The following is a 22313-nucleotide window of genomic DNA, read 5'->3' as shown; positions in this document are numbered from 1 at the left end:
AATAAAAAAAGATGAAGATTTATCTTGTTTATGATGGTTGAAATTCGAAATTGCCTGTTCTTCTGTATAAAAATTTGATGTAACTTCTTTCCCTGCTTGATCTATACTATGTTGCCTAACGCATCCTTTTAATACAAAATAACATTTTAACGGAACATTTCCTTGTCTTAGGAATACTGTTCCTTTTTTATATTCTTCAATTTGTAATTCACTGAGGATCATTTGCTACTCTTCTTCACTTAGTGTTGTAAATCTATTCATATACTTCTTTACTATCTCTTCCATTTTCCTCCTCCTTCTACGCCCTCATTTCTATAAAACAAAAAGAGAAGTATCATAACTTCTCTTTTCTCCCCTAACACTATAATTCCTGTGTATACACCGGCTCGTTTACGACATTTTTTGCTGTTCGCTTTTGTTGCTGCAGTAAGAAAACAGATACACCAAACAATACGAGCATGCTACCGATAATTTGCATTGCATTTAATTTTTCTCCAAGTAAGAAAAACGCAAGTATAGATGCTCCAACAGGTTCTCCTAAAATACTCATTGAAATTGTCGTTGCATTCACATAATTTAACAGCCAATTATTAATTACATGTGACACTGTCGGCACAACCGCAAGTAAAAGAAAAACAGTCCAATCCCACTTCGTATAACCTGTAAAGGGTACTTGTAATATGACATTATAAATCCCCATAAAAAGACCTGCGCACGCAAAGACTGTAAAGCTATAAATCCAGTGTGATACTTTCTTCACTGTCGTTTGCCCGATAAATAAATAACCGACAACTGCTATTACACTTAGAAAGGATAATATGTCACCATAAATTGCTTGCTTACTTAAACCTAAATCTCCCCAACCAATGCACATTACTCCTAAAATAGCGATTCCCATCGTTGCAATGGCTGAATATGTTGTTCTTTCTTTAAATAGAAAAAAACCTCCAACTAAAGATACGATCGGTTGAAGTGCCAAAATAATTGTTGAACTAGCAACTGTTGTATGCTTTAAAGATTCAAACCATAAAAGAAAATGAAGTGCTAAAAAGAAACCAGATCCAATTAAAAAGCCCCAATCTTTCATTTGAATCTTATTAAATTCCTCTCTTTTTTTCCATACGATAGGCAGCATAATAAGTACGATAATCCATAAGCGGTACATACTTAATATTGAAGATGGTGCTGAGGACATCTTTACAAAAACTGCTGCAAAGGAAATGGCAATTATAGAAATAGCCAATGGTAGTGCGATTGATTTTTCTTGTTTCAAATCCTGTCTCCCCTCTCACCTGTCAAAAATCCCACTTCATTATATCCGTTTTCTTTCGTAACTTAAATACTAATTTTTTAGATTCTTCGTACCATTATGGTAAAATAGAAATTAAGGCACCAATTAGTGAATATTTCTTTCCTTTTCACTACAAGCGTCGCTCTTACAATCGTTACAGTAAATTTTTATTTAGGGGGATCTACATGAGTCAAACAATAGGGAGAATTGAAGAAATTTCATTTTATAGCGCATCACTTCAAGAAGACGTTACACTTCTCGTTTATTTACCAGTAAATTACACACCACTGCACAAACATACAGTTGTAATTGCACAAGATGGTAGAGATTATTTTCAGCTCGGTAAAGCGCACCGTGTAATTGAGCGCCTTCGTGAAACCGAAGAAATTGACCGTACAATTATTGTCGGTATTCCATATAAAAATGTACATGATCGTAAAGAAAAATATTTCCCAAATGAAGTAAAAAATGCTGCATATATTCGTTTCCTTGCTCACGAGCTTGCACCATATATTGATGAAAATTATCCAACGTACCAAATGGGGAAAGGTCGTGTGTTAATTGGTGATTCTCTTGGCGGAACAGTTTCCTTTCTGACTGCACTTATGTATCCGCATACATTCGGTAAAGTCGTTATGCAATCACCATTTGTGGATGAGACAGTGATGAACTTAGCAAAAGAATTCAAAGATCCACAGGCATTAGAACTGTATCACGTCATTGGTACAGAAGAAACGGCTGTAAAGCGTACTGATGGACAAGTATCTGATTTCGTAGGGCCGAACCGTGAGTTAAATACGCTTCTTACAGCTAGAAACTTCATCACGCATTACGAGGAATTTGAAGGCAATCATACTTGGAAATATTGGCAGACTGATTTACCGAAAGCCTTCTCTCATATTCTACCAATGAAATAATAGAGAGCAGTATTCAGAATAATTTGATATAATAGATAAAGAGATTTATTTATCTCAAAATCTAACTAGACTTACAAAGGGAGGAATTGGAACATGAAATTAGGCATTGTAATTTTTCCATCTAAAATGATTCAAGATAAAGCGAACGGATTGCGTAAACGTTATGACCCGCACTACGCATTAGTTCCGCCACATATTACATTGAAAACACCCTTTGAGGCGCAAGATGAACAATTAGAGTCGATTGTAAACGAGTTACATACAATCGCAAGTAAAACGAACCCTTTCACCCTTCATGTTGGGAAAGTTGGTTCATTCGCACCTGTTAATAACGTCCTTTACTTTAAAGTAGAAAAAACACCTGAACTTACTTTCTTAAATGAAGAAATGCATAGCGGGTTATTCACGCAAGAACGCGAATATGCTTTCGTACCTCATTTAACAATCGGACAAGGCTTATCAGATGCAGAGCATGCTGATGTGTTGGGCCGATTACGTATGAAAGATTTCTATTACGAACAACCAATTGATCGTTTCCATCTTCTATATCAATTAGAAAATGGAACATGGACTGTACACGAAACATTCCGTCTTGGAAAGGGGAACAACTAATTTGCACGCACAGATTGTACAAACGGACGAACAACTAAGAGATGCATTCTCTGTACGTAAACAAGTGTTTGTAAATGAACAACGTGTCTCTGCTGAAGAAGAGTACGATGAGTTTGAAGAAACTTCAACACACGTTGTTATATATGACAATGATGTTCCAGTTGGTGCTGGACGTTTTCGCACCCTTGATGGTATCGGAAAAATGGAACGCATTTGCGTGCTAAATTCCCATCGTAAAAAAGGCATCGGAAAAATTGTTATGGATTCGCTTGAAGCGTATGCAAAAGAAAATTCGCTACCGAAATTGAAACTTCACGCTCAAACACATGCTGAAGATTTCTATAAAAAACTTGGATATGTAACAAGTTCTGATGTATTTATGGAAGCAAATATCCCGCACGTCGTAATGATAAAAGAATTGTAATTTGAAAGCAGGAGGTGACCCCTCCTGTTTTTTTACATTGCTATTTTCTTTTTCTTCCGCTAAAGTTAAATGTTGATGCTATAGTTTTGAAGGTGAACATATGACACAAGAAAAATTTTCACAAAAATCGTTAACACACGCTGATATTCCGCGTGCGACATTTCATATTCCAAAAACATCTACCCATTTAATTATGGAAGAAGATGTAGATGCGGCTTATTTCCGCGCTCTCGAGCAACAAAATGTTTTTTTAAACGAAAAACAATTAGAAGCCGTGCGCACAACAGAAGGTCCTGTTCTTACACTAGCTGGTGCCGGAAGCGGGAAAACATCTGTTTTAACAACTCGCGTTGGTTATTTAGTAAATGTAAAACAAGTTCATCCACGAAATATTTTATTACTTACATTTACACAAAAAGCAGCTGAAGAAATCCGAAGTCGTGTTGCGAAGTTACCAGGTATGAATCATGCAGCAAGTAGCTACGTTGTTGCTGGTACATTCCACTCTGTTTTCTTAAAATTGCTTCGTAGTCAAGGGTATAATCAGCAAATTTTAGCAAATGAAAAACATAAACAAATTATGATAAAAAAAATTTTAAAAGAATTGCGTTTAAAAGACGATTACGATGCGGAAACGATGCTCGCGATGATTTCACTTGAGAAAAACAAATTAAATCGTCCGAAAGATGTAAAAGCGAAAACACCAGTCGAACAAGAATTTAAAGAAGTATACGAACGTTTTGAAGAGGTAAAACAAAGATACAATTATATTGATTTCGATGACATCTTATTGGAAACATATTATATGTTAGAAAATAATGCTCCTTTACTAACTCAATTACAACAACGTTTTCACTACATTGAAGTAGATGAGTTTCAAGATACATCCTATGCACAATATGAAATTGTAAAATTGTTAGCCACGCCAAGAAATAATTTATTTATCGCAGGTGATGACGACCAGGCGATATACGGCTGGCGAGGAGCAAGTCACCAAATTATTTTATCTTTTCCAAAAGAATTTGATAACACAACAATCATTGCACTAAATACGAATTATCGATCCAATCCCTTTATCGTCGGGCTTGGAAATGAAGTTATAAAATTAAATCAAGAACGTTTTGATAAAGAGCTATACTCCGTTCGTGAAGAAGGTGTACAACCTTTTTATGCAAGACCTGCTACAACTCTTGATGAAGCAAATCAAATTTTGCAGCTCATTCAAGAAAAAGTAGATAGCGGTGAACGAAACTATAAAGATTTTTGTTTACTATATCGCACACATTCTGTAAGTCGTTCGTTACTTGATCAGCTTACCATTCATAAAATCCCGTTTATTAAACACGGAGCGAGCCAATCATTTTATGAACATTCTTTAATTAAGCCTGTATTAGATCATCTACGACTTGTGATTGAGCCGTTTCGACTAGAATCACTTTCAAACATATTGCCGACGATGTATATCGGACGTGATGATTGTATTTCATTTATTGAACGTGAACAATGGAAATATGGTGAGGGGCGCTTCCCTTCTCTTCTTCATTTCTTACTATTAAATCCAAGCTTAAAACCTTTTCAAGTGAAAAAGGTAAATGAGCGCATCGATTTTATTAAATTTATAAAAGAATTAGAACCGAAAAAAGCATTAAAAGAAATCATTCATGGTAAAGGAAAATATTTAGAGTACTTGCAAAGTAACGATCGTTCTTCCTTTACAATGCATAAAGACATACAAGAAGAAATGTTGGAAGAATTAATGGAGTCTGCCACTCGTTTCACCGATATTCCAGCTTATTTACAATTTATCGACGAGGCGATTCAAGGTCAAAAAGAAATGGAAGCATTAAAAACAATGCCGCAAAAAGATGCCGTTTCACTTATGTCAATTCATAACGCAAAAGGCCTTGAATTTCCATGTGTCTTTTTACTTGGAGCGAGTGATGGAATCCTGCCCCATACTTCTTCTTTAAAAGATGCAAATGATCGTGTTACGGAAACTTCTGAAGCGTTAGAAGAAGAACGCCGGTTACTGTATGTCGCCATTACACGTGCGAAAGAAGAACTTTACATTTCTTCTCCGCAATTTTTCAGAGGAAAGAAATTAGATATATCTCGTTTTTTATATACTGTGCGAAAAGATTTACCTGAAAAGACATCCACTAAATAAGGATGTCTTTTTTTATATCACGCTATGTACATCCCTCCTATATAAATTCCTTGTTTTTATCGTGAGAATTAACGTAATATCAGCCATATCCCACTCATATTGTAATAGTGTATGTCAGAACTCACGAGAAGGAGTGAACATAATGAGCTGCAATTGTAATGAAGATCATCAACATGAGTGTGATTTCAACTGTGTATCGAATGTCGTTCGTTTTATACATGAACTACAAGAATGTGCAACGACAACATGTGGATCTGGTTGCGAAGTTCCATTTTTAGGTGCACATAACAATGCATCAGTAGCGAATACACGTCCTTTTATTTTATACACAAAAACCGGAGAACCTTTCGAAGCATTTGCACCATCTTCAAGCCTTACTAGTTGCCGTTCTCCCATTTTCCGCGTAGAAAGTATAGATGATGATGACTGTGCTGTATTGCGTGTATTAACTGTAGTTTTAGGTGATGGTACCGCTGTACCACCTGGTGACGACCCAATCTGTACGTTTTTAGCTGTACCAAATGCAAGACTAATATCAACCTCCACTTGCATTACTGTTGATTTAAGTTGCTTCTGCGCTATTCAATGCTTACGTGATGTTTCTATTTAAAACTAAATAATGAGTTAAGCATGGATTGGGTGGCAGATAATTCTGCCACCCAATCCATGCTTAAAGAGTATTCTTATGTAAATTTCTTAAAATTGGGAACTTGTCTAGAACATAGAACCTGTCCTTTTCATTAACTGAAAGTAGAAACAGATAAAGGAGTGAAAAACATGTTCTCTTCTGATTGCGAATTTACTAAAATCGATTGCGAGGCAAAACCAGCTAGTACACTACCTGCCTTTGGTTTTGCTTTCAATGCTTCTGCACCTCAGTTCGCTTCACTATTTACACCACTACTATTACCTAGTGTAAGTCCAAACCCAAATATTACTGTTCCTGTAATCAACGATACAGTAAGTGTCGGAGATGGCATTCGAATTCTACGAGCTGGTATTTATCAAATTAGTTATACATTAACAATTAGTCTTGATAACGTACCTACTGCACCAGAAGCTGGTCGTTTCTTCTTATCATTAAATACACCAGCTAATATTATTCCTGGATCAGGTACAGCAGTTCGTTCTAACGTTATTGGTACTGGTGAAGTAGATGTATCCAGTGGTGTCATTCTTATTAACTTAAATCCTGGTGACTTAATTCAAATTGTGCCAGTTGAGTTAATTGGAACTGTAGACATCCGTGCGGCAGCATTAACAGTTGCACAAATTAGCTAGTAAAAAGCGGTATTTCTAATACAGAAATACCGCTTTTTATACATAATAAAAAACACTCACAGTAGCATGAGTGTTTCATTCTTCATATTGTTTTATTGTGTTCTTCTTTTTCCCGCAATTGCATCCCTTTTTCTTCACAAATCCTTGTTGTTGTAATTGTTCTTGATATGCCTGTTGTTGTGCTTGGTGTTGTTGCTGTATTTGATACCACTGCTGCAGGTCATATGAATTTTGCCTTGGATTATTGCTCACAGCAAACATCTCCTCTACTGTCAATTCTGTCTATTTACTATATGAACAACTTTTTATTTCCGTTCCCTCATTCTTTTAAACTCCGCTTTTTCTCGTATTATGAAAATATATTATTCTCCCATAAAATATCCTGTAATCGTTTCAATGATTGCTGCTGCACCTGCAATAGCTAATAATGCAAGTAACGGCTCCGCAACGATAGGGATCCAATTATATAAAACTAATAAAAAAGCACTAACCCATACACCTGTACACCAATAACAGCTTAATAATTCGCCAATCCACTTTCTTAATCCTTTACCTTTCACTTTTGTAAACGTTGATACACTTCCATCCGGCTCCGTAATCTCTAATTCATCAATAAATGGTCTTCGCAAAAAGGCTGTTATTTTATCATATACAATTAAACGAGTGAGCCTAAAAGCTGCTAACGCGAAAATAAAAAATAAAAGCCAGCTTGTAAACAGCATAATTTCACCTTCCCTTATCCTCTTTCGCCTATTTAAAAAAAAAGGTCTTGAGATTGTGACCAAATCTCCTCGACTCCAATATCTTATTAATGTAAATACAAACAAGAAGATAAGGAGTGACATTAATGAGTTGTAACGAAAATAAACACCATGGCTCTTCTCATTGTGTAGTTGACGTTGTAAAATTCATCAATGAATTACAAGATTGTTCTACCACAACATGTGGATCTGGTTGTGAAATCCCATTTTTAGGTGCACACAATACTGCATCAGTAGCAAATACACGCCCTTTTATTTTATACACAAAAACTGGAGAACCTTTTGAAGCATTCGCACCATCAGCAAGCCTTACTAGCTGCCGATCTCCAATTTTCCGTGTGGAAAGTGTAGATGATGATAGCTGTGCTGTACTACGTGTATTAACTGTAGTATTAGGTGACAGTTCTCCGGTACCACCTGGTGACGATCCAATTTGTACGTTTTTAGCTGTACCAAATGCAAGATTAATATCTACAACTACTTGCATTACTGTTGATTTAAGCTGTTTCTGTGCGATTCAATGCTTACGCGACGTTTCTATCGTAAAGTAAACTAAAAAACTATTGGGGTGGTAGAAGCTTTCTACCACCTTTACATATTTAAAAACCGGCCATACTAATCGATTGGATATCATCTATAGACAACCTAATATCTCTCATACTATTTTGCGGCATAATAGATACAATGCCATTACGATACGATATGATCGATCCAACATATGAGACTGTAGCTGTTTTTATTCTGCATCTTACTTTCGGAATGTAATGAGGGCGGTTTAGTAAAAAATGAATTTTTTCATCATTATTCATATCCTTAAATGATTTATTATACGGGACAGTTCTTACTGATTCTGGTTCTTGCTCTTCTTGTTCTATGTGTTCTTCTTTTTCTTCTTCTATTTTTTCTTCCACTTGCTGCTCTTCTTGTTGTTCTTGTTCTATTACCTCTTCCACAGCACTGCTTACAATATTTTCATGTCCATTACTTTTCTCTTTTTGATCTTCATTTTCAAAGTTTGTCAGAATAATCCTTTTGATTTTCGGTGCAGCAAGTTCTAAACTTACTTGCGTGATATATAACAACGGTTTTCCAACTGTTGAACTTTTATTTTTATTCTTCACACTCGTCCCTCCCACTTCCATACGTAGCTGAATAAATCGTGTACTATTATAGTTATATTCATTACGTAGTAAGAACTTTCGTTAAAAATCGTTCTTTCTCAGAACAAATAAAAAGGACAATCTCAGCATTTAGAGATTGTCCTTTAAAAATTAATATTATATTTATCCTAGGATATGATACCCTGAATCAACGTGAATGTTTTCTCCTGTTACACCGCGTGCTAAATCGCTGAATAGGAATACTGCTGTATCGCCAACTTCTTCTTGCGTTGTTGTACGACGAAGTGGTGCGCGCTCCTCAATTTCTCTTAAGATTGAGTTAAAATCGCCTACACCTTTTGCAGATAACGTACGAATTGGTCCTGCAGAAATAGCGTTAACACGAATACCGTGTTGACCTAAATCGTTCGCTAAATATTTCACGCTCGCTTCTAATGAAGCTTTCGCAACACCCATAACGTTATAATTTTTCACAACACGCTCGCCGCCAAGGTATGTTAACGTTAAAATATTTCCGCCTTCTGTCATTACTTTTTTTGCTTCTCTTGCTACAGCTGTTAAAGAGAATGCGCTAATATTTTGTGCAAGTAAAAATCCATCGCGAGAAGTATCTACAAACTCACCTTTTAAGTCATCGCGATTTGCAAAAGCAATACAATGTGCTACACCGTGAATAGTACCTACTTCTTGTTTAATTGTTTCAAAGCAAGCTGTAAGTTCCTCATCATTCGTTACATCACAAGGTAATACAAGTGATTCTTGTCCTTCTAATGTGTCCGCTAATTCACGAACGTTTCTTTCTAAACGTTCTCCTGCATATGTGAATATTAATTTTGCACCTGCATTATGCAAAGAGCGAGCAATTCCCCATGCAATACTTCTTTGGTTCGCAACGCCCATAACAACAAATGTTTTCCCTTGTAATAGTTCCATGATATATCCTCCCAGAAATACTTATACTTGTTATTAGTACCTGATACTATAATTATAGTACCATAAAACCGCTTAAAGGCAAACAAAAAAGTCATTAACAGAAATTTGTTAATGACTTTTGGTTTCTATAAAAAACCGCTCTAATCCTTCTTCCCAAGACGGCATTTGTGAAAAACCATTTAATCGTAGCATGTTATGTTGAAAAACAGAATATTTGGGTCTCGCAGCTGCAGCCCCGAATTCTTCCGTTGAAACAGGTAATACATTCACTTTCATATTGGCGTACGAAAATATCTTTTGTGCAAATTCAAACCAAGAGCATGAACCACTGTTTGATACGTGGTATGTACCGTATAAAGAAGTATGAATGAGCTTATTAATAACCATATTTAAATCCGCCACATACGTAGGAGAGCCAACTTGATCCGCTACAACGGATATTTCATCTCTTTCTTTTCCTAATCGCATCATCGTTTTCACGAAATTATTTCCATATTTACCATATAGCCACGATGTGCGAACGATAAAATATTTATTATGTAACTCTTTGACGAACTGCTCCCCCGCATACTTAGAGGCCCCATATATATTTATCGGCGCTGGACTATGAAATTCGTCGTATCCATCTGGTCTGGCACCTTGAAATACATAATCAGTACTAATATAAACTAGCTTCGCCCCTACTAATTGTGAAGCAACCGCTACATTTCGAGCTCCGATTGCATTTATTCTATACGCAAAATCCTGTTCTTTCTCCGCATGATCTACTTTCGTATAGGCAGCACAATGAATAATTATATGTGGTTTTATTTCTTGTACCACTTGTTGTATTCGGGATATATTTGTCACATCTAATAACTTTTTATCAAATGGATATATATCATATTCTTCAGAGTCTAACTCTTCAAATAGTTGCTTTCCTAATTGACCGTTTGCTCCTGTTATGATAACCCTCTCTTTCATTTAACATGCCCCTTACTGGTCTTTTAGTGGTTTCCACCATTCCTTATTCTTTTCATACCATTTCACCGTCTCTTGTAATCCTTGTTCAAACGTGTATTTCGGTTCCCAATCAAATTCATTCTTCATTTTCTCTGCATCAATCGCATAACGACGATCGTGCCCTAAACGATCTGTAACATATTCAATGTCTTTTTTTGTTTTTCCTAAAAGAGTAATAATTTGTTCCACAACTTCTACATTTGTTTTTTCATTATTTCCACCTATATTATATACTTCTCCGACACGTCCCTTATGCAGAACAACATCAATCGCACTGCAATGATCCGTTACATGTAACCAATCTCTTACATTTAAACCATCACCATATAGCGGTAGTTTTTTTCCTTCTAGTGCATTCGTAACCATTAATGGAATTAATTTTTCAGGATACTGGTACGGTCCATAATTGTTAGAACAACGCGTTACTATAACCGGTAATTGATATGTTTTATAGTAAGATAGAGCTATCATGTCCGCGCTCGCCTTACTTGAAGAATATGGACTATTTGGAGCTAACGGTGTTTTCTCTGTAAACTTCCCTGTTTTTCCTAAAGAGCCATACACTTCATCCGTTGACACTTGCACAAGTTTTATATGCGAATATTTTTTAACTAGTTCTAATAAAGTGACCGTTCCAATTACATTTGTATCATAAAAAGGAATCGGATTTTCAATACTACGGTCCACATGTGATTCAGCTGCAAAATTTACAATCACTTGTACGTCTCGCTCTTTTATAACGTGTTCTAATAGCTCTCCATTTTGAATTTCTCCTTTTACAAAAGAGTAATTCGGGTGATCCTGAAGAGATTTTACGTTATTTAAATTCCCACTATATGTTAATGCATCGTAATTAATAATTTTATATGTTTCATAACTTTGTAGCATGTAATGAACGAAATTACTTCCAATAAATCCAGCCCCACCTGTTACTAATATATTCATAAACAACTCTCCTACTTAAAAACTATCTTCATATTCCTCTAGTAATGGTAATATCTGATCCTTATCGGACAATATAGGATCGGTTACTGGCCAAGGAATTGCTAAATCTTTATCTTCCCAAAGTAATCCTGAGTCATGCTCTGCGCTATAATATTCATCTACTTTATACATAACGATAGTATGCGGGACAAGCGTGCAAAATCCATGTGCAAACCCTTTTGGCACTAGTAATTGCCGATGGTTATCTGCACTTAAAATATATCCTTTCCATTGTTTAAATGTCGGTGATTTTTTTCGTAAATCAACGATAACATCATAAATTGCCCCTTGCATAACTTGAATGAGTTTCGTTTGTGCTTTCGGATTTTTTTGAAAGTGTAGTCCCCGAATCGTTCCTGCCTTAGCCGAATAAGATACGTTATCCTGTACAAATGAATACGTTATCCCTAATGTTTCTAGCACCTGCTTATTATAGCTCTCTGAAAAAAAGCCACGATCGTCTCCAAACAACCTCGGTTCTAACAATTTTGCATCGGTAAAATTTGTTTCTACAACTTTCATATTCTCACCTATTCTCCGTTAAACTGTTTCCCAAAATTAATATCCCGTGCTAACGTATTCGCCTTTTGAAGCGAAGCATGAGTTCCCGCATCAGTCCACCAGCCGCTCATTTCATTATAAGTAAGTACCCCTCGCTTTAAATACCAATTATTTATATCTGTAATTTCAAGTTCTCCCCGTGCAGAAGGTTTTAATTCTTTAATATAAGAAAAGACTTTCGAATCATACAAATAAATTCCCGTAACCGCATAAGAACTTTTCGGCTCTTTCGGCTTTTCTTCAATTTCAACTATTTTTCGGTTTTGAATATGTGCTACGCCAAATCTTTCGGGATCTTCTACAGATTGCAATAGCACTTTCGCACCTTCTTTTTGGTTTGCAAACTCTTCAACATACGGAAGAATATCATCTGAAAAAATATTATCCCCTAATATAACTACCATACGATCATTCCCGACGAAATCTTCACAAAGCCCTAACGCCTGTGCGATCCCGCCCGCTTTATCTTGCACACGATACGTAAAGGATACTCCAAATTCATGACCACTCCCTAAAAAGCTAACAACATCCCCCATATGCTCTTTACCTGTAATAATCATAATATCTGTAATATCGCATTGTTTTAGCTTATATACCGCATGATAAATCATCGGATACCGACCAACAGGAAGTAAATGTTTATTCGTTACTTTCGTTATTGGATATAATCTCGATCCAGTACCACCTGCTAAAATAATTCCTTTCACTTTGCATCTCTCCTTTATGATGGAGATAATATATCTTTGTAATGTTCTACAAACACTTTCCGGTACTTCTCATATGTATCCGCATCAAACTCATCCCCGTTGTAATGAATACACCATAAATTTGCTTGATTTGGGATACCGATTAAATAACCAGCCCTTTGAAACTCTAAAGACTGTGACACATCATAAAAGTGAAACCCTTGAAACAAATCTTCTCGCCACGGAATATCATACTGCGTTGCCATGAATAAACCATCAATTGCCTGAACTGACAAAAATGGTTGATTGCCATAAAAAACCTGATCTAAATTTAATAATTGATAATTCCGTCTTCTATACTCAATCACTTTCCCTACTAAATTTTTCCCTTCCCACCATATCCCGTTATTCGGTAAAAACTGAGCCCCAGCGACTCCTATTAAACCAAGCTTTTCATTTTCTTTAAAAAGAGATATAAGTGTAGAAAACATGTCTCGATTAATAAGATATGTATCTTGATGTATATACACTTTGTATTTCGCTGGATATGAAAGGGCTCGGTTGTAAGCACTTGCCATACTTTGTGCATCTCGTATCGGAAAAATTTGTACTGTGTAACCTGGGGGAACAAAAATGTTTCTTATTTGGCTCTCACATTGTTTGAAAAGCTCCTCATTATTTACACAAACAACGACTAATATTGTATGATCTTTCATTTTTGTCCCCCCTTTTATTCTTCCTTATTTACATCTGACATATAGTGTTCCACAAATATTTTCCGATACTTTTCATAGTTCGTCATATTCACATCAAAATGATAATGGATACACCAAGCATCGCGCTGTACAGGTACACCGACTGTATATCCTGCTTTTTTAAATTCAAATGATTGAGATACATCATAAAAATCAAATCCGTCAAATAAATCTTCTCGCCACGGAACATCATATTGTGTCGCCATTAATAAACCGTCAATACATTCTACAGGAATAAATGTTTTTGATTCATGATACGGTTGTTCTAAACTTGCCATATAAAACAAATCATTCATATAACCAATGACCTTTCCTACAATTCCACGCCCTTCGTTCCATACGCCAGTCGGAGGAACATATTGCGCTCCAACCATCCCAATCATCCCAAGGTGTTCATGTTCCTCAAATAATTGAAGTAATCCGTATAAAAAAGCCCTATTTATAATAAAAACATCTTGATGTAAATAAACTTTATACTTCGCTGGATGCGAAATGGCTTGATTGTATCCACTCGTCATACTTTTCGCATTTCGAATCGGCATAAATTGTACAATATACCCTGGCGGTACTAACAATTGCAATATATGACGCACGCAGTTTGCATACAATTTCCGATCATTTATACATGTAACAAATAATATTGTTTTGTCTGCAGCACTCATAATTGTGATTTTTCAGCTTCAATAATATACTGAAATACAACTGTCTCAGCCATGAAGCCACTTCCAAGACGATATTTTTTACAAATTCCATATAACTCCTCAATAAGCGGTTCATACATTTTATGATCAACATATACACGATCTACTTTACTAATAACATATCCTGCTTTTAAAAACATTCTTAGCATTTCATTAAATGTAAAGAAACGAATATGTGTTTTATCTAATAAACCATATTCTGTATACGTCCAATTTCCAGCAAGTAAGGGAGCTAATACTGAAATATGAGCAACGTTTGGTATACTTGCTAAAATCACACCATTTTGCTTTATATATGGCTTTACTTTTTCTATTACAGCCCACGGATCAAATAAATGCTCTAATACATCCCCAAATATGACGCAATCAAATTGCCCCTCCTCATAAGGAAGATCTATTTTTTCTATATCCCCTAAAATAACATGATCTAGTCTTTCTTTCGCTTTTTCTGCCGCCTCTGGAAACGCCTCAATTCCTGATACACGTGTACCATTTTCTTTAATAGCCGCTCCCAATGCACCGCTCGAGCAACCAATATCAAGAACTTCTTTCCATTCCTTTTTTATATGCTTTAATAAATTCGGATTCGCTGCATTATAATAATGTTCGGATTTTTCTTCATATAAAGAACTTTTTTCGCGATTCATTTCACACACTCCTTATGCAAATTGAATTAGAAATATAAATCTCATATGAATTCTATAAAGTGCAGTTTTTGTTCCTCCCCATTGATTATTAGTCCGCAAATAGCAGTATAAAATTTTTTATCTATATTGGTTACGTTACTGATACTCTAATATATAACCAATCTATTAGAGTTAGAATAACGATAAATCATTTCTACAAAAAACGAAACCTATTACGCTTTATATGGTTTATCAAAAACTCCACGAAAATATTTACGGTTATATTCAATTGCAGCATTATTCGGAACATAAGAAGCTGCTAATTCATTGTAATAATATGCTTTATCCTGCTCTCCTAACCTGCTATAACAAATACACATTTGTAAATAGGGTAGCCATGTGTAGCTAGCTGGACTATGGAAAGGACTTTCCGTTGCCATTGGTACTTCCGTAGCAAGTTTAAACCAAAATATCGCTTCATTATATTTTTCTTGTTCCATATATATATATCCTATTCTTGTACAATTCTCTCCTCTAGGGACGTCATACCGAAACGACTTCACACAAGATTCGATTGCCTTCTCCCACATTCCGAGCTTTGCATAGCAATCTCCTAACTTACCACATGCATAAATTTTCTCTTCATACCATCCTTCGTCTTGATTAAGAAATGTTTCATATAGAAGAACTGCATCATCATATTTTTGGTTATCCGTAGATTCATTTGCGTAATAAAATAAATCTCTCGGACTTAATTCTTCACCTGCCGCTACAGTATTTTGAAAAATTTTCAAATTACGATTTGTTACTTTTTTTTCTTTTTTATGTGTAATAGCAACATTACTACTAAAAACCTCACCAGAAATAGCTAAATACTCATGAACCTTTCCAAACCATTGAAATTGTTTTTCACGCTTTACAAGTCGATTTCTTTTTGTACAATATAAAGGTTTCCCGTTAGAATCCATTGCAAGGTGATAAGGCATCGAAACAGCATCAATTTTAGGATCTAATTCTCTTTTTAAAAGTTTCAATGCTTCTTGAGCATCTTCTAATAAGACGTCATCTGCATCTAGCCACAATATATACTCTTGCGTCGCTTTTGAAAAAGAAAAATTTCTTGCTGCTGCAAAATCATCAATCCACTGGAAATCATATATGTTAGAAGTGTATTTCTCTACGATTTCTTTCGTTCGATCGACGGAGCCTGTATCAACCACTATAATTTCATCCACAATTTTTTCAACTGTGTCTAAACAACGGGCTATTGTCTCCTCCTCATCTCGAACAATCATACATAAACTAATTGTAATTCCTTGCTTGTTCAACATAATCACCCTCTTCCAAATCAATCATATGTTATACATATACTAAACTTTCCATTTTTTTAAATTGTTCAAGTAGTTTAAGATTTCTTTTCAATAATTCAAATGTCCGTGTCATTTTCTTTCGGTTTTGCATCTACTATATAATGAACGCTTTATGGAGGTGAATTTATGTCAAATAATAATTATTCAAATGGATTAAATCCCGATGAATCTTTATCAGCTAGTGCATTTGACCCTAATCTTGTAGGACCTACATTACCACCGATACCACCGTTTACCCTTCCGACTGGGCCGACCGGGCCTACGGGACCGACCGGACCTACGGGGCCGACTGTACCTACGGGACCGACTGGGCCGACTGGGCCAACTGGACCTACGGGACCGACTGGTGACACTGGGACTACTGGACCTACGGGGCCGACTGGTGACACCGGGGCTACTGGACCTACGGGGCCTACGGGGCCGACTGGTGACACTGGGGCTACTGGACCTACGGGGCCGACTGGTGACACTGGGGCTACTGGACCTACGGGGCCGACTGGTGACACTGGGGCTACTGGACCAACTGGGGCTACTGGACCAACTGGGGCTACTGGACCTACGGGACCGACTGGACCATCAGGACTAGGACTTCCAGCAGGACTATATGCATTTAACTCCGCTGGGATTTCTTTGGATCTTGGACTTAATGCTCCAGTACCATTTAATACTGTTGGATCTCAGTTTGGTACAGCAATTTCTCAATTAGATGCTGATACTTTCGTAATTAGTGAAACTGGATTCTATAAAATTACTGTTATCGTATACACTGCAGCAGTAAGTCTATTAGGAGGTCTTACAATCCAAGTGAACGGAGTACCTGTACCAGGTACTGGAACGAGTTTAATTTCAGTTGGATCACCTATCGTTGTTCAAGCCATTACGCAAATTACGACAACTCCATCATTAGTTGAAGTAATTGTTACAGGACTTGGGTTATCATTAGCTCTTGGCACGAGTGCATCCATTATTATTGAAAAAATTGCTTAATTTTTTACTTAGCAGTAAAACTGATATCAGTTTTACTGCTTTTTCAATTTCAAATTCAATCATGAAACGTTCATTATGTACATAATCATATTGTTGTATGACATTTTGCAGGAGGCACAAATATGGAAAGTAAATCTGCTGTTCAGCTTTACCTCGAATTGCTAAAAAAGACAATTTTATTTGAAATATGGTTAGAATATGAGGCATACTTACCCGCATCTCTACATATTTCGAAAGAACCAGAATTCGAACCAGTTACAGTCCCCCTCCCTTTATTCATTAAGCAATATGCTGAAAACCATAACTTAAAAATTGTAAAACCAAATGTTTCAAAAAGTGAACGCCATGATGGAATGGATTGGCCAAGAGCAGCACATAGCATGATTGGTCGAGAACGTATGAACCAATTACAAGAGGCGATGGAAACCGTTGTTCGTGAAAATATAGAAGGTGATTTTATTGAAACAGGTGTATGGCGCGGAGGATCATGCATTTTTATGAATGGTTTTTTACAAGCAAACAACATTACGGATCGTAATGTGTGGGTTGCAGATTCATTTGAAGGTTTGCCAGCACCGAATCTAGAACAATATCCAAAAGATTACGGTGATTATTTACACACATTCGATTACTTACGCGTCTCTTTAGAACAAGTACAAGAGAATTTCAAAAAATATGATTTACTAAATGATCAAGTGAAATTTTTAAAAGGCTGGTTTAAAGATACTTTACCAACAGCACCAATTGAAAAAATTGCAATTGCACGGCTTGATGGTGATATGTATGAATCCACAATGGATGGTCTCGTGAACTTATATGATAAAGTTTCTAAAGGTGGCTATATAATTATCGATGACTACGGGCTACCACCATGCGCTGAGGCTGTGACAGACTTTAGAAATCAACGGAATTTAAAAGCCCCTATTACTAAAATTGATGTATTTGGTGTTTATTGGAGAAAAGAATAAAAAAGATTTAATCTATAGGAGATTCCATTTTCACTCATTCTTCTCTTACTTCTAATCCAATTAAGTATTCTTTTTCGGAATCTCCCTACATATAACAATTGTTTTCCTGTGTTCTCTCACTACAAATTGAAAATTTTATTAATAGATTTACTGCATCTTCTCATACAAGAAAGGGGTATACTCATGAGCGAACTTAACAAAGAAATGACTTTACTCCCCCCTCCTGAACTCGTCCAATATGTAGGTGGCGACTTCAAAAAAGTTGGAAAAGAGTTCCTAAAGCATTTTATTCAAATTGGCGCTTTAAAACCAAATGAAAAAGTATTAGATGTAGGCTGCGGCGTCGGCCGAATGGCTGTACCATTATTGAATTACTTACATGATGATGGAGCGTATTATGGATTTGATTTGTTTAAAGATGGAATTACTTGGTGTCAAAATAACATTTCAACTATGCGTAATAATTTTCACTTTGAACATGTTGACATATACAATCAATTCTATAATCCAGAAGGAAAAGAAGATGCCTCTCAATATCGTTTTCCCTATGAAGACGGGACATTCGATTTTATCTTTTTAACTTCTGTATTTACGCATCTTCTCCCAAAAGAATTAGAACATTACGTATCTGAAATTGTACGTGTATTAAAAAAAGACGGGAGATGTTTCATTACATTCTTTCTTATAAATCCTGAATCGTCCTATTATTTAAATGCAGGACAAAGTACACTAGGTTTTTATCATCGAATCGAAAATTGCTACGTTGTAAATAAAGATATTCCGAATTTCGCAGTTGCTTATCCTGAGACAGATATTTGCAATCTATTGAATAAGTACGGCCTAGAAATAATCAATAAGCCGCATTACGGTTTATGGTGCGGCAGACATGAATATACAAGTTACCAAGATATTGTTCTTACAAAAAAAAGCTTCTGAAAGGAAGTTATGTATGATAAATGAAAAAAATCCACCTCTCGTTTCCATCCTTATTCCCACTTATAATCGGCCTCATTATTTCAAAATTGCTCTAGAAAGTGCATTGGCACAAACTTATTCTAATATTGAAATCATCATCGGAGATGATAGTACAAATGATGAAACAGCAACTTTAATACGTGAACAATACTTACCAAATTATAAAAATATAACATACATTCGAAATATCCCTACTCTAGGACAATTTCACAATGACCTTATGCTCATAGAAAAATCAAATGGTGAGTATATAAATTTTTTAATGGACGATGACGTGTTTTATAAGCATAAAATACAAAAAATGATGGCCTATTTTGAGCAAGATCCCAATAAAAACCTTGCTCTTGTTACTTCTTATCGAGTACGTATTGATGATCATGGAAATCTAATAGGTGATTCCCATCCAACACAAAGGTTATATAGTGAAGATACCCCATTAAACGGGATATTTTTAGGTAATTGGATGTTAAAGGGCGGACACAACATTATCGGTGAGCCTACAACTACTTTGTTCCGAAAGGAATTGCTCACTGAACCTTTTGGCACCCTTAAAGAGCGACAATATTCTTGTAGTGTTGATATGGCCTCATGGATTTCTTTACTTTCTAAAGGAAATGCAATATACATTTCTGAGCCTTTAAGTCAATTTCGCTACCATGCTGGACAACAAATACACAATAAGCTCCTTCAAGGTTGTGAAGATTTCACACACCTTGTTATAACAGCAAAAGAATATGGCTTTTTACAAAATACTACGGACTATAGAGCAGCTCTACTTAGTGCTTACCAATGGTGTAAAAGTTCCTTAAAATACTATCTTCATCAACTAGATATTTTTCCTGACGCACATGTACGTCTTTCCCACTGTTTGGATATAATTATTAAAGAGTTAAACAATTAAACTACTCTGCAAAATCAAAAGTGTATGGACTATATGTGAATTATTTGTATAGTTCATACATTCTTTCTCATACTATAAAGTGAAACTTTAATCAGTGGGGGTTTTGTTCATCCCCCACTGATTATCAGCTCTCACCAATCGGGCTTTTACGGGCAGTTGATCCCCCACCGAACTTCTTCGCTTTCGCTGAATTTTGAGGTGGGGGTCTTACTGCCCATTAATGCGGGATAAAATCCATTACTATAAAGAGCAGTAGAAAGGAATACCTACATTGAAAGATCCAAATTCTCAATATCAAATAGACTACGTATTACTATTTATTTTATTTGCCATTGGGATTGTTAGTTGTTGTGCTATTGCAAGTGCGCAAGCCTCTTTACCGCCATTTTTACAAAACGTCAATTTTGTACTAAAACAAATCCAATGGTATTTCATTGGATTTATAGCCATTGGTGTTATTATGATTATCGATTTCGACCGTTATCAAAAAATCGCTTGGTATTTGTACAGCTTTGCAATGGTACTACTTATTGGACTAGAACTTCAAGTACCAGGTGCCGTTACAATTAAAGGCGCTACAGCTTGGTACAGGCTCCCAGGCATCGGAAATTTTCAGCCTTCTGAAATTATGAAATTATTTTTAATTATCGTCATTGGACGAATTATAGCAAACCATAATGAGAAATATTTTCTCCAAACAATACATGACGATTTTTTACTACTTGGAAAAATATTTGCAACAAGTTTGCCACCACTACTACTCATCGCAAAGGAACCAGATTTAGGAAATACAATGGTCATTTCAGCGATGCTTGCAGCAATGATACTAGTTTCTGGCATACGATGGCGTTTTATTTTCGGATTAGTTTCAGCTACTTTCGTGGCTGGATCTACATTAATATATATTTTTTTTACTCACACAGATTTCTTTAAAGCACATATTTTAAAAGAATATCAATTAAATCGCTTCTACGGATGGTTAGCACCTTACAAATATGATGCACAAGGATATCAATTAAGACAAGCATTCTTAGCGACTGGATCCGGAGAAATGCAAGGAAAAGGGTGGGAAAATGGACAAGTATATTTTCCAGAACCACATACAGATTTTATTTTCACTAATGTCGCTGAACAATTTGGATTTCTAGGCGCAAGTGTCATTATTTCTCTTTTTTTCTTACTCATTTTTCGAATGATTCATATTGCTTTAGAAAGTAATGACCCTTTTGGTAGTTACATTTGCGCTGGTACAATCGGAATGTTTACTTTCCAAGTATTCCAAAATATCGGGATGACAATCGGATTACTTCCCATTACAGGGATAACATTACCTCTTATGAGCTACGGAGGAAGTTCACTGCTTACATACATGATTGCGATTGGGTTCATTTTAAATGTTCGCTCAAGAACGAAAATCTTTATGTTTAAATGAACAACACAAAAACGCTATATTTTTATCTCTATCCTTTTTTAGATATACTAATGAAAAATACGATGGAGGTTTAAATATGAAATATGACATTATAGGAGATATTCATGGATGTTTCCAAGAGTTTCAAAATTTAACAGAGAAGCTAGGATATAACTGGAGTAGCGGTCTACCGGTTCACCCTGACCAACGCAAACTTGCATTCGTTGGCGATATTACAGACCGTGGTCCTCATTCATTACGTATGATTGAAATTGTATGGGAACTTGTCATACATAAAAAAGAAGCTTATTACGCTCCTGGAAATCACTGTAATAAACTATATCGATTTTTCCTTGGGCGTAATGTAACAGTCGCTCACGGACTTGAAACAACTGTTGCTGAATATGAGGCACTTCCTTCTCATAAGCAAAACATTATAAAAGAAAAGTTTATCACTCTTTATGAACAATCACCACTCTACCACATACTAGACGAAAAAAGAGTAATCGTATGTCACGCTGGGATTCGGCAAGATTACATAGGAAGACGAGATAAAAAAGTACAAACCTTTGTATTATATGGCGATATTACAGGAGAAAAGCATGCCGATGGCTCACCGGTCCGTCGCGATTGGGCGCAAGAATACAAGGGACAAGCTTGGATTGTATATGGACATACACCAGTAGCAGAACCTCGATTCGTCAATCAGACAGTCAATATTGATACTGGTGCTGTATTTGGTGGCAAATTAACCGGATTACGTTATCCTGAAATGGAGACTATCTCTGTCCCTTCTTCTTTACCTTTTGTCGCTGAGAAATTCCGTCCAATTTCATAACTACCTTACTTAGCATTATTTAGGCAGATTTCATATAAAAC

Annotated in this window: 26 protein-coding genes and 1 pseudogene; 13 read left to right on the top strand and 14 right to left on the bottom strand. The window is 35.9% G+C overall.

Translation table 11 applies throughout. From position 1 onward, the window contains the following. Positions 1-12 precede the first annotated feature (12 nt). Together ACTFRY_RS10615 and ACTFRY_RS10610 are read right to left on the bottom strand one after the other, a co-directional pair. A pseudogene (locus tag ACTFRY_RS10615) lies at positions 13-285 on the bottom strand (Crp/Fnr family transcriptional regulator); the annotation flags it as partial. A gap of 76 nt (positions 286-361) precedes the next feature. Next, positions 362-1273, bottom strand: a complete 912-nt coding sequence (locus tag ACTFRY_RS10610; RefSeq protein WP_098616863.1) for a DMT family transporter — start codon at positions 1271-1273, stop codon at positions 362-364. A 203-nt stretch (positions 1274-1476) separates the two neighbouring features. Between ACTFRY_RS10610 and ACTFRY_RS10605 the strand changes: the two genes are divergently transcribed. The 6 genes from ACTFRY_RS10605 (at position 1477) to exsF (ending at position 6692) form a co-directional block, all read left to right on the top strand. Beyond that, positions 1477-2208, top strand: coding sequence for an alpha/beta hydrolase (locus ACTFRY_RS10605; protein WP_098616864.1), 732 nt, complete (start codon positions 1477-1479; stop codon positions 2206-2208). A 93-nt stretch (positions 2209-2301) separates the two neighbouring features. Continuing rightward, positions 2302-2820, top strand: coding sequence for a YjcG family protein (locus ACTFRY_RS10600; protein WP_000765863.1), 519 nt, complete (start codon positions 2302-2304; stop codon positions 2818-2820). A 1-nt stretch (position 2821) separates the two neighbouring features. After that, positions 2822-3244: a GNAT family N-acetyltransferase gene (locus ACTFRY_RS10595; RefSeq protein WP_000543307.1), complete on the top strand. Its 423-nt coding sequence runs from the start codon at positions 2822-2824 to the stop codon at positions 3242-3244. Between the two features lie 100 nt (positions 3245-3344). Then, positions 3345-5411 (top strand): ATP-dependent helicase, encoded by a 2067-nt coding sequence (locus ACTFRY_RS10590; RefSeq protein WP_000191160.1) that lies wholly within the window; start codon positions 3345-3347, stop codon positions 5409-5411. A gap of 142 nt (positions 5412-5553) precedes the next feature. After that, positions 5554-6021 carry a spore coat protein CotY gene (gene cotY, locus ACTFRY_RS10585; protein ID WP_001277719.1) on the top strand — a complete coding sequence of 156 codons (468 nt, stop codon included), beginning with the start codon at positions 5554-5556 and terminating at the stop codon, positions 6019-6021. A 167-nt stretch (positions 6022-6188) separates the two neighbouring features. Further along, on the top strand, positions 6189-6692 hold the full coding sequence (exsF, locus tag ACTFRY_RS10580; protein ID WP_000492942.1) for an exosporium protein ExsF: 504 nt from the start codon (positions 6189-6191) through the stop codon (positions 6690-6692). A gap of 75 nt (positions 6693-6767) precedes the next feature. Here exsF and ACTFRY_RS10575 read toward each other — a convergent pair whose 3' ends face one another. Further along, complete coding sequence (locus tag ACTFRY_RS10575; RefSeq protein ID WP_033682795.1) at positions 6768-6953, bottom strand: hypothetical protein; 186 nt, start codon at positions 6951-6953, stop codon at positions 6768-6770. A 101-nt stretch (positions 6954-7054) separates the two neighbouring features. After that, positions 7055-7414 (bottom strand): DUF1360 domain-containing protein, encoded by a 360-nt coding sequence (locus ACTFRY_RS10570; RefSeq protein ID WP_000899662.1) that lies wholly within the window; start codon positions 7412-7414, stop codon positions 7055-7057. Positions 7415-7539: 125 nt separating this feature from the next. On the opposite strand from ACTFRY_RS10570, the gene exsY reads away from it, so the two are divergent. Next, complete coding sequence (gene exsY, locus ACTFRY_RS10565) at positions 7540-8004, top strand: exosporium assembly protein ExsY (RefSeq protein ID WP_001277740.1); 465 nt, start codon at positions 7540-7542, stop codon at positions 8002-8004. 48 nt (positions 8005-8052) lie between these two features. On the opposite strand, the gene ACTFRY_RS10560 is transcribed toward exsY, so the two are convergent. The 10 genes from ACTFRY_RS10560 to ACTFRY_RS10515 all read right to left on the bottom strand — a co-directional run bounded on the left by ACTFRY_RS10560 (position 8053) and on the right by ACTFRY_RS10515 (position 16153). Continuing rightward, the gene (locus tag ACTFRY_RS10560) at positions 8053-8574 is read right to left on the bottom strand and encodes a spore coat CotO family protein (protein WP_016117424.1); all 522 of its coding nucleotides are present in this window, start codon (positions 8572-8574) and stop codon (positions 8053-8055) included. Positions 8575-8736: 162 nt separating this feature from the next. Beyond that, positions 8737-9507 carry an enoyl-ACP reductase FabI gene (gene fabI / locus ACTFRY_RS10555; protein WP_000421886.1) on the bottom strand — a complete coding sequence of 257 codons (771 nt, stop codon included), beginning with the start codon at positions 9505-9507 and terminating at the stop codon, positions 8737-8739. 108 nt (positions 9508-9615) lie between these two features. Beyond that, complete coding sequence (rfbD, locus tag ACTFRY_RS10550; RefSeq protein ID WP_000664648.1) at positions 9616-10470, bottom strand: dTDP-4-dehydrorhamnose reductase; 855 nt, start codon at positions 10468-10470, stop codon at positions 9616-9618. A 12-nt stretch (positions 10471-10482) separates the two neighbouring features. Next, complete coding sequence (rfbB, locus tag ACTFRY_RS10545) at positions 10483-11454, bottom strand: dTDP-glucose 4,6-dehydratase (RefSeq protein ID WP_001024171.1); 972 nt, start codon at positions 11452-11454, stop codon at positions 10483-10485. Between the two features lie 15 nt (positions 11455-11469). Next, the gene (gene rfbC, locus ACTFRY_RS10540) at positions 11470-12015 is read right to left on the bottom strand and encodes a dTDP-4-dehydrorhamnose 3,5-epimerase (protein ID WP_000869413.1); all 546 of its coding nucleotides are present in this window, start codon (positions 12013-12015) and stop codon (positions 11470-11472) included. Between the two features lie 8 nt (positions 12016-12023). Beyond that, positions 12024-12761 (bottom strand): sugar phosphate nucleotidyltransferase, encoded by a 738-nt coding sequence (locus ACTFRY_RS10535; protein ID WP_000676160.1) that lies wholly within the window; start codon positions 12759-12761, stop codon positions 12024-12026. Between the two features lie 14 nt (positions 12762-12775). Next, complete coding sequence (locus tag ACTFRY_RS10530; protein ID WP_000651520.1) at positions 12776-13456, bottom strand: glycosyltransferase family protein; 681 nt, start codon at positions 13454-13456, stop codon at positions 12776-12778. Between the two features lie 14 nt (positions 13457-13470). Beyond that, the gene (locus ACTFRY_RS10525; protein ID WP_001271183.1) at positions 13471-14157 is read right to left on the bottom strand and encodes a glycosyltransferase family protein; all 687 of its coding nucleotides are present in this window, start codon (positions 14155-14157) and stop codon (positions 13471-13473) included. Beyond that, entirely contained in the window at positions 14154-14843 is a 690-nt protein-coding gene (locus ACTFRY_RS10520) for a class I SAM-dependent methyltransferase (RefSeq protein ID WP_001078431.1), read from the bottom strand. The genes ACTFRY_RS10525 and ACTFRY_RS10520 overlap by 4 nt, the downstream gene beginning before the upstream one ends. Before the next feature lie 212 nt (positions 14844-15055). After that, positions 15056-16153, bottom strand: a complete 1098-nt coding sequence (locus ACTFRY_RS10515) for a glycosyltransferase (protein WP_000932907.1) — start codon at positions 16151-16153, stop codon at positions 15056-15058. Between the two features lie 165 nt (positions 16154-16318). Between ACTFRY_RS10515 and ACTFRY_RS10510 the strand changes: the two genes are divergently transcribed. From ACTFRY_RS10510 to prpE, 6 genes are all read left to right on the top strand, one after another. Continuing rightward, positions 16319-17179: a BclA C-terminal domain-containing protein gene (locus ACTFRY_RS10510; RefSeq protein ID WP_350369253.1), complete on the top strand. Its 861-nt coding sequence runs from the start codon at positions 16319-16321 to the stop codon at positions 17177-17179. Between the two features lie 122 nt (positions 17180-17301). Next, a complete protein-coding gene (locus ACTFRY_RS10505; RefSeq protein ID WP_000444389.1) occupies positions 17302-18147 on the top strand; it encodes a TylF/MycF family methyltransferase in 846 nt (281 codons plus the stop codon). Positions 18148-18330: 183 nt separating this feature from the next. Beyond that, positions 18331-19083 (top strand): class I SAM-dependent methyltransferase, encoded by a 753-nt coding sequence (locus ACTFRY_RS10500; protein ID WP_001292836.1) that lies wholly within the window; start codon positions 18331-18333, stop codon positions 19081-19083. Positions 19084-19096: 13 nt separating this feature from the next. Continuing rightward, positions 19097-20023, top strand: a complete 927-nt coding sequence (locus ACTFRY_RS10495; RefSeq protein ID WP_001999321.1) for a glycosyltransferase family 2 protein — start codon at positions 19097-19099, stop codon at positions 20021-20023. Positions 20024-20294: 271 nt separating this feature from the next. Then, positions 20295-21455: an FtsW/RodA/SpoVE family cell cycle protein gene (locus ACTFRY_RS10490; protein WP_000654697.1), complete on the top strand. Its 1161-nt coding sequence runs from the start codon at positions 20295-20297 to the stop codon at positions 21453-21455. A 76-nt stretch (positions 21456-21531) separates the two neighbouring features. Then, complete coding sequence (gene prpE, locus ACTFRY_RS10485; RefSeq protein WP_000872698.1) at positions 21532-22272, top strand: bis(5'-nucleosyl)-tetraphosphatase PrpE; 741 nt, start codon at positions 21532-21534, stop codon at positions 22270-22272. Positions 22273-22313: the final 41 nt, after the last annotated feature.

It is taken from the genome of Bacillus cereus group sp. MYBK195-1 (assembly GCF_051916605.1).
GTDB lineage: Bacteria > Bacillota > Bacilli > Bacillales > Bacillaceae_G > Bacillus_A > Bacillus_A cereus.
Note: the sequence above shows the minus strand (reverse complement) of the source record. Positions and strands in the feature narration are given on the sequence as shown.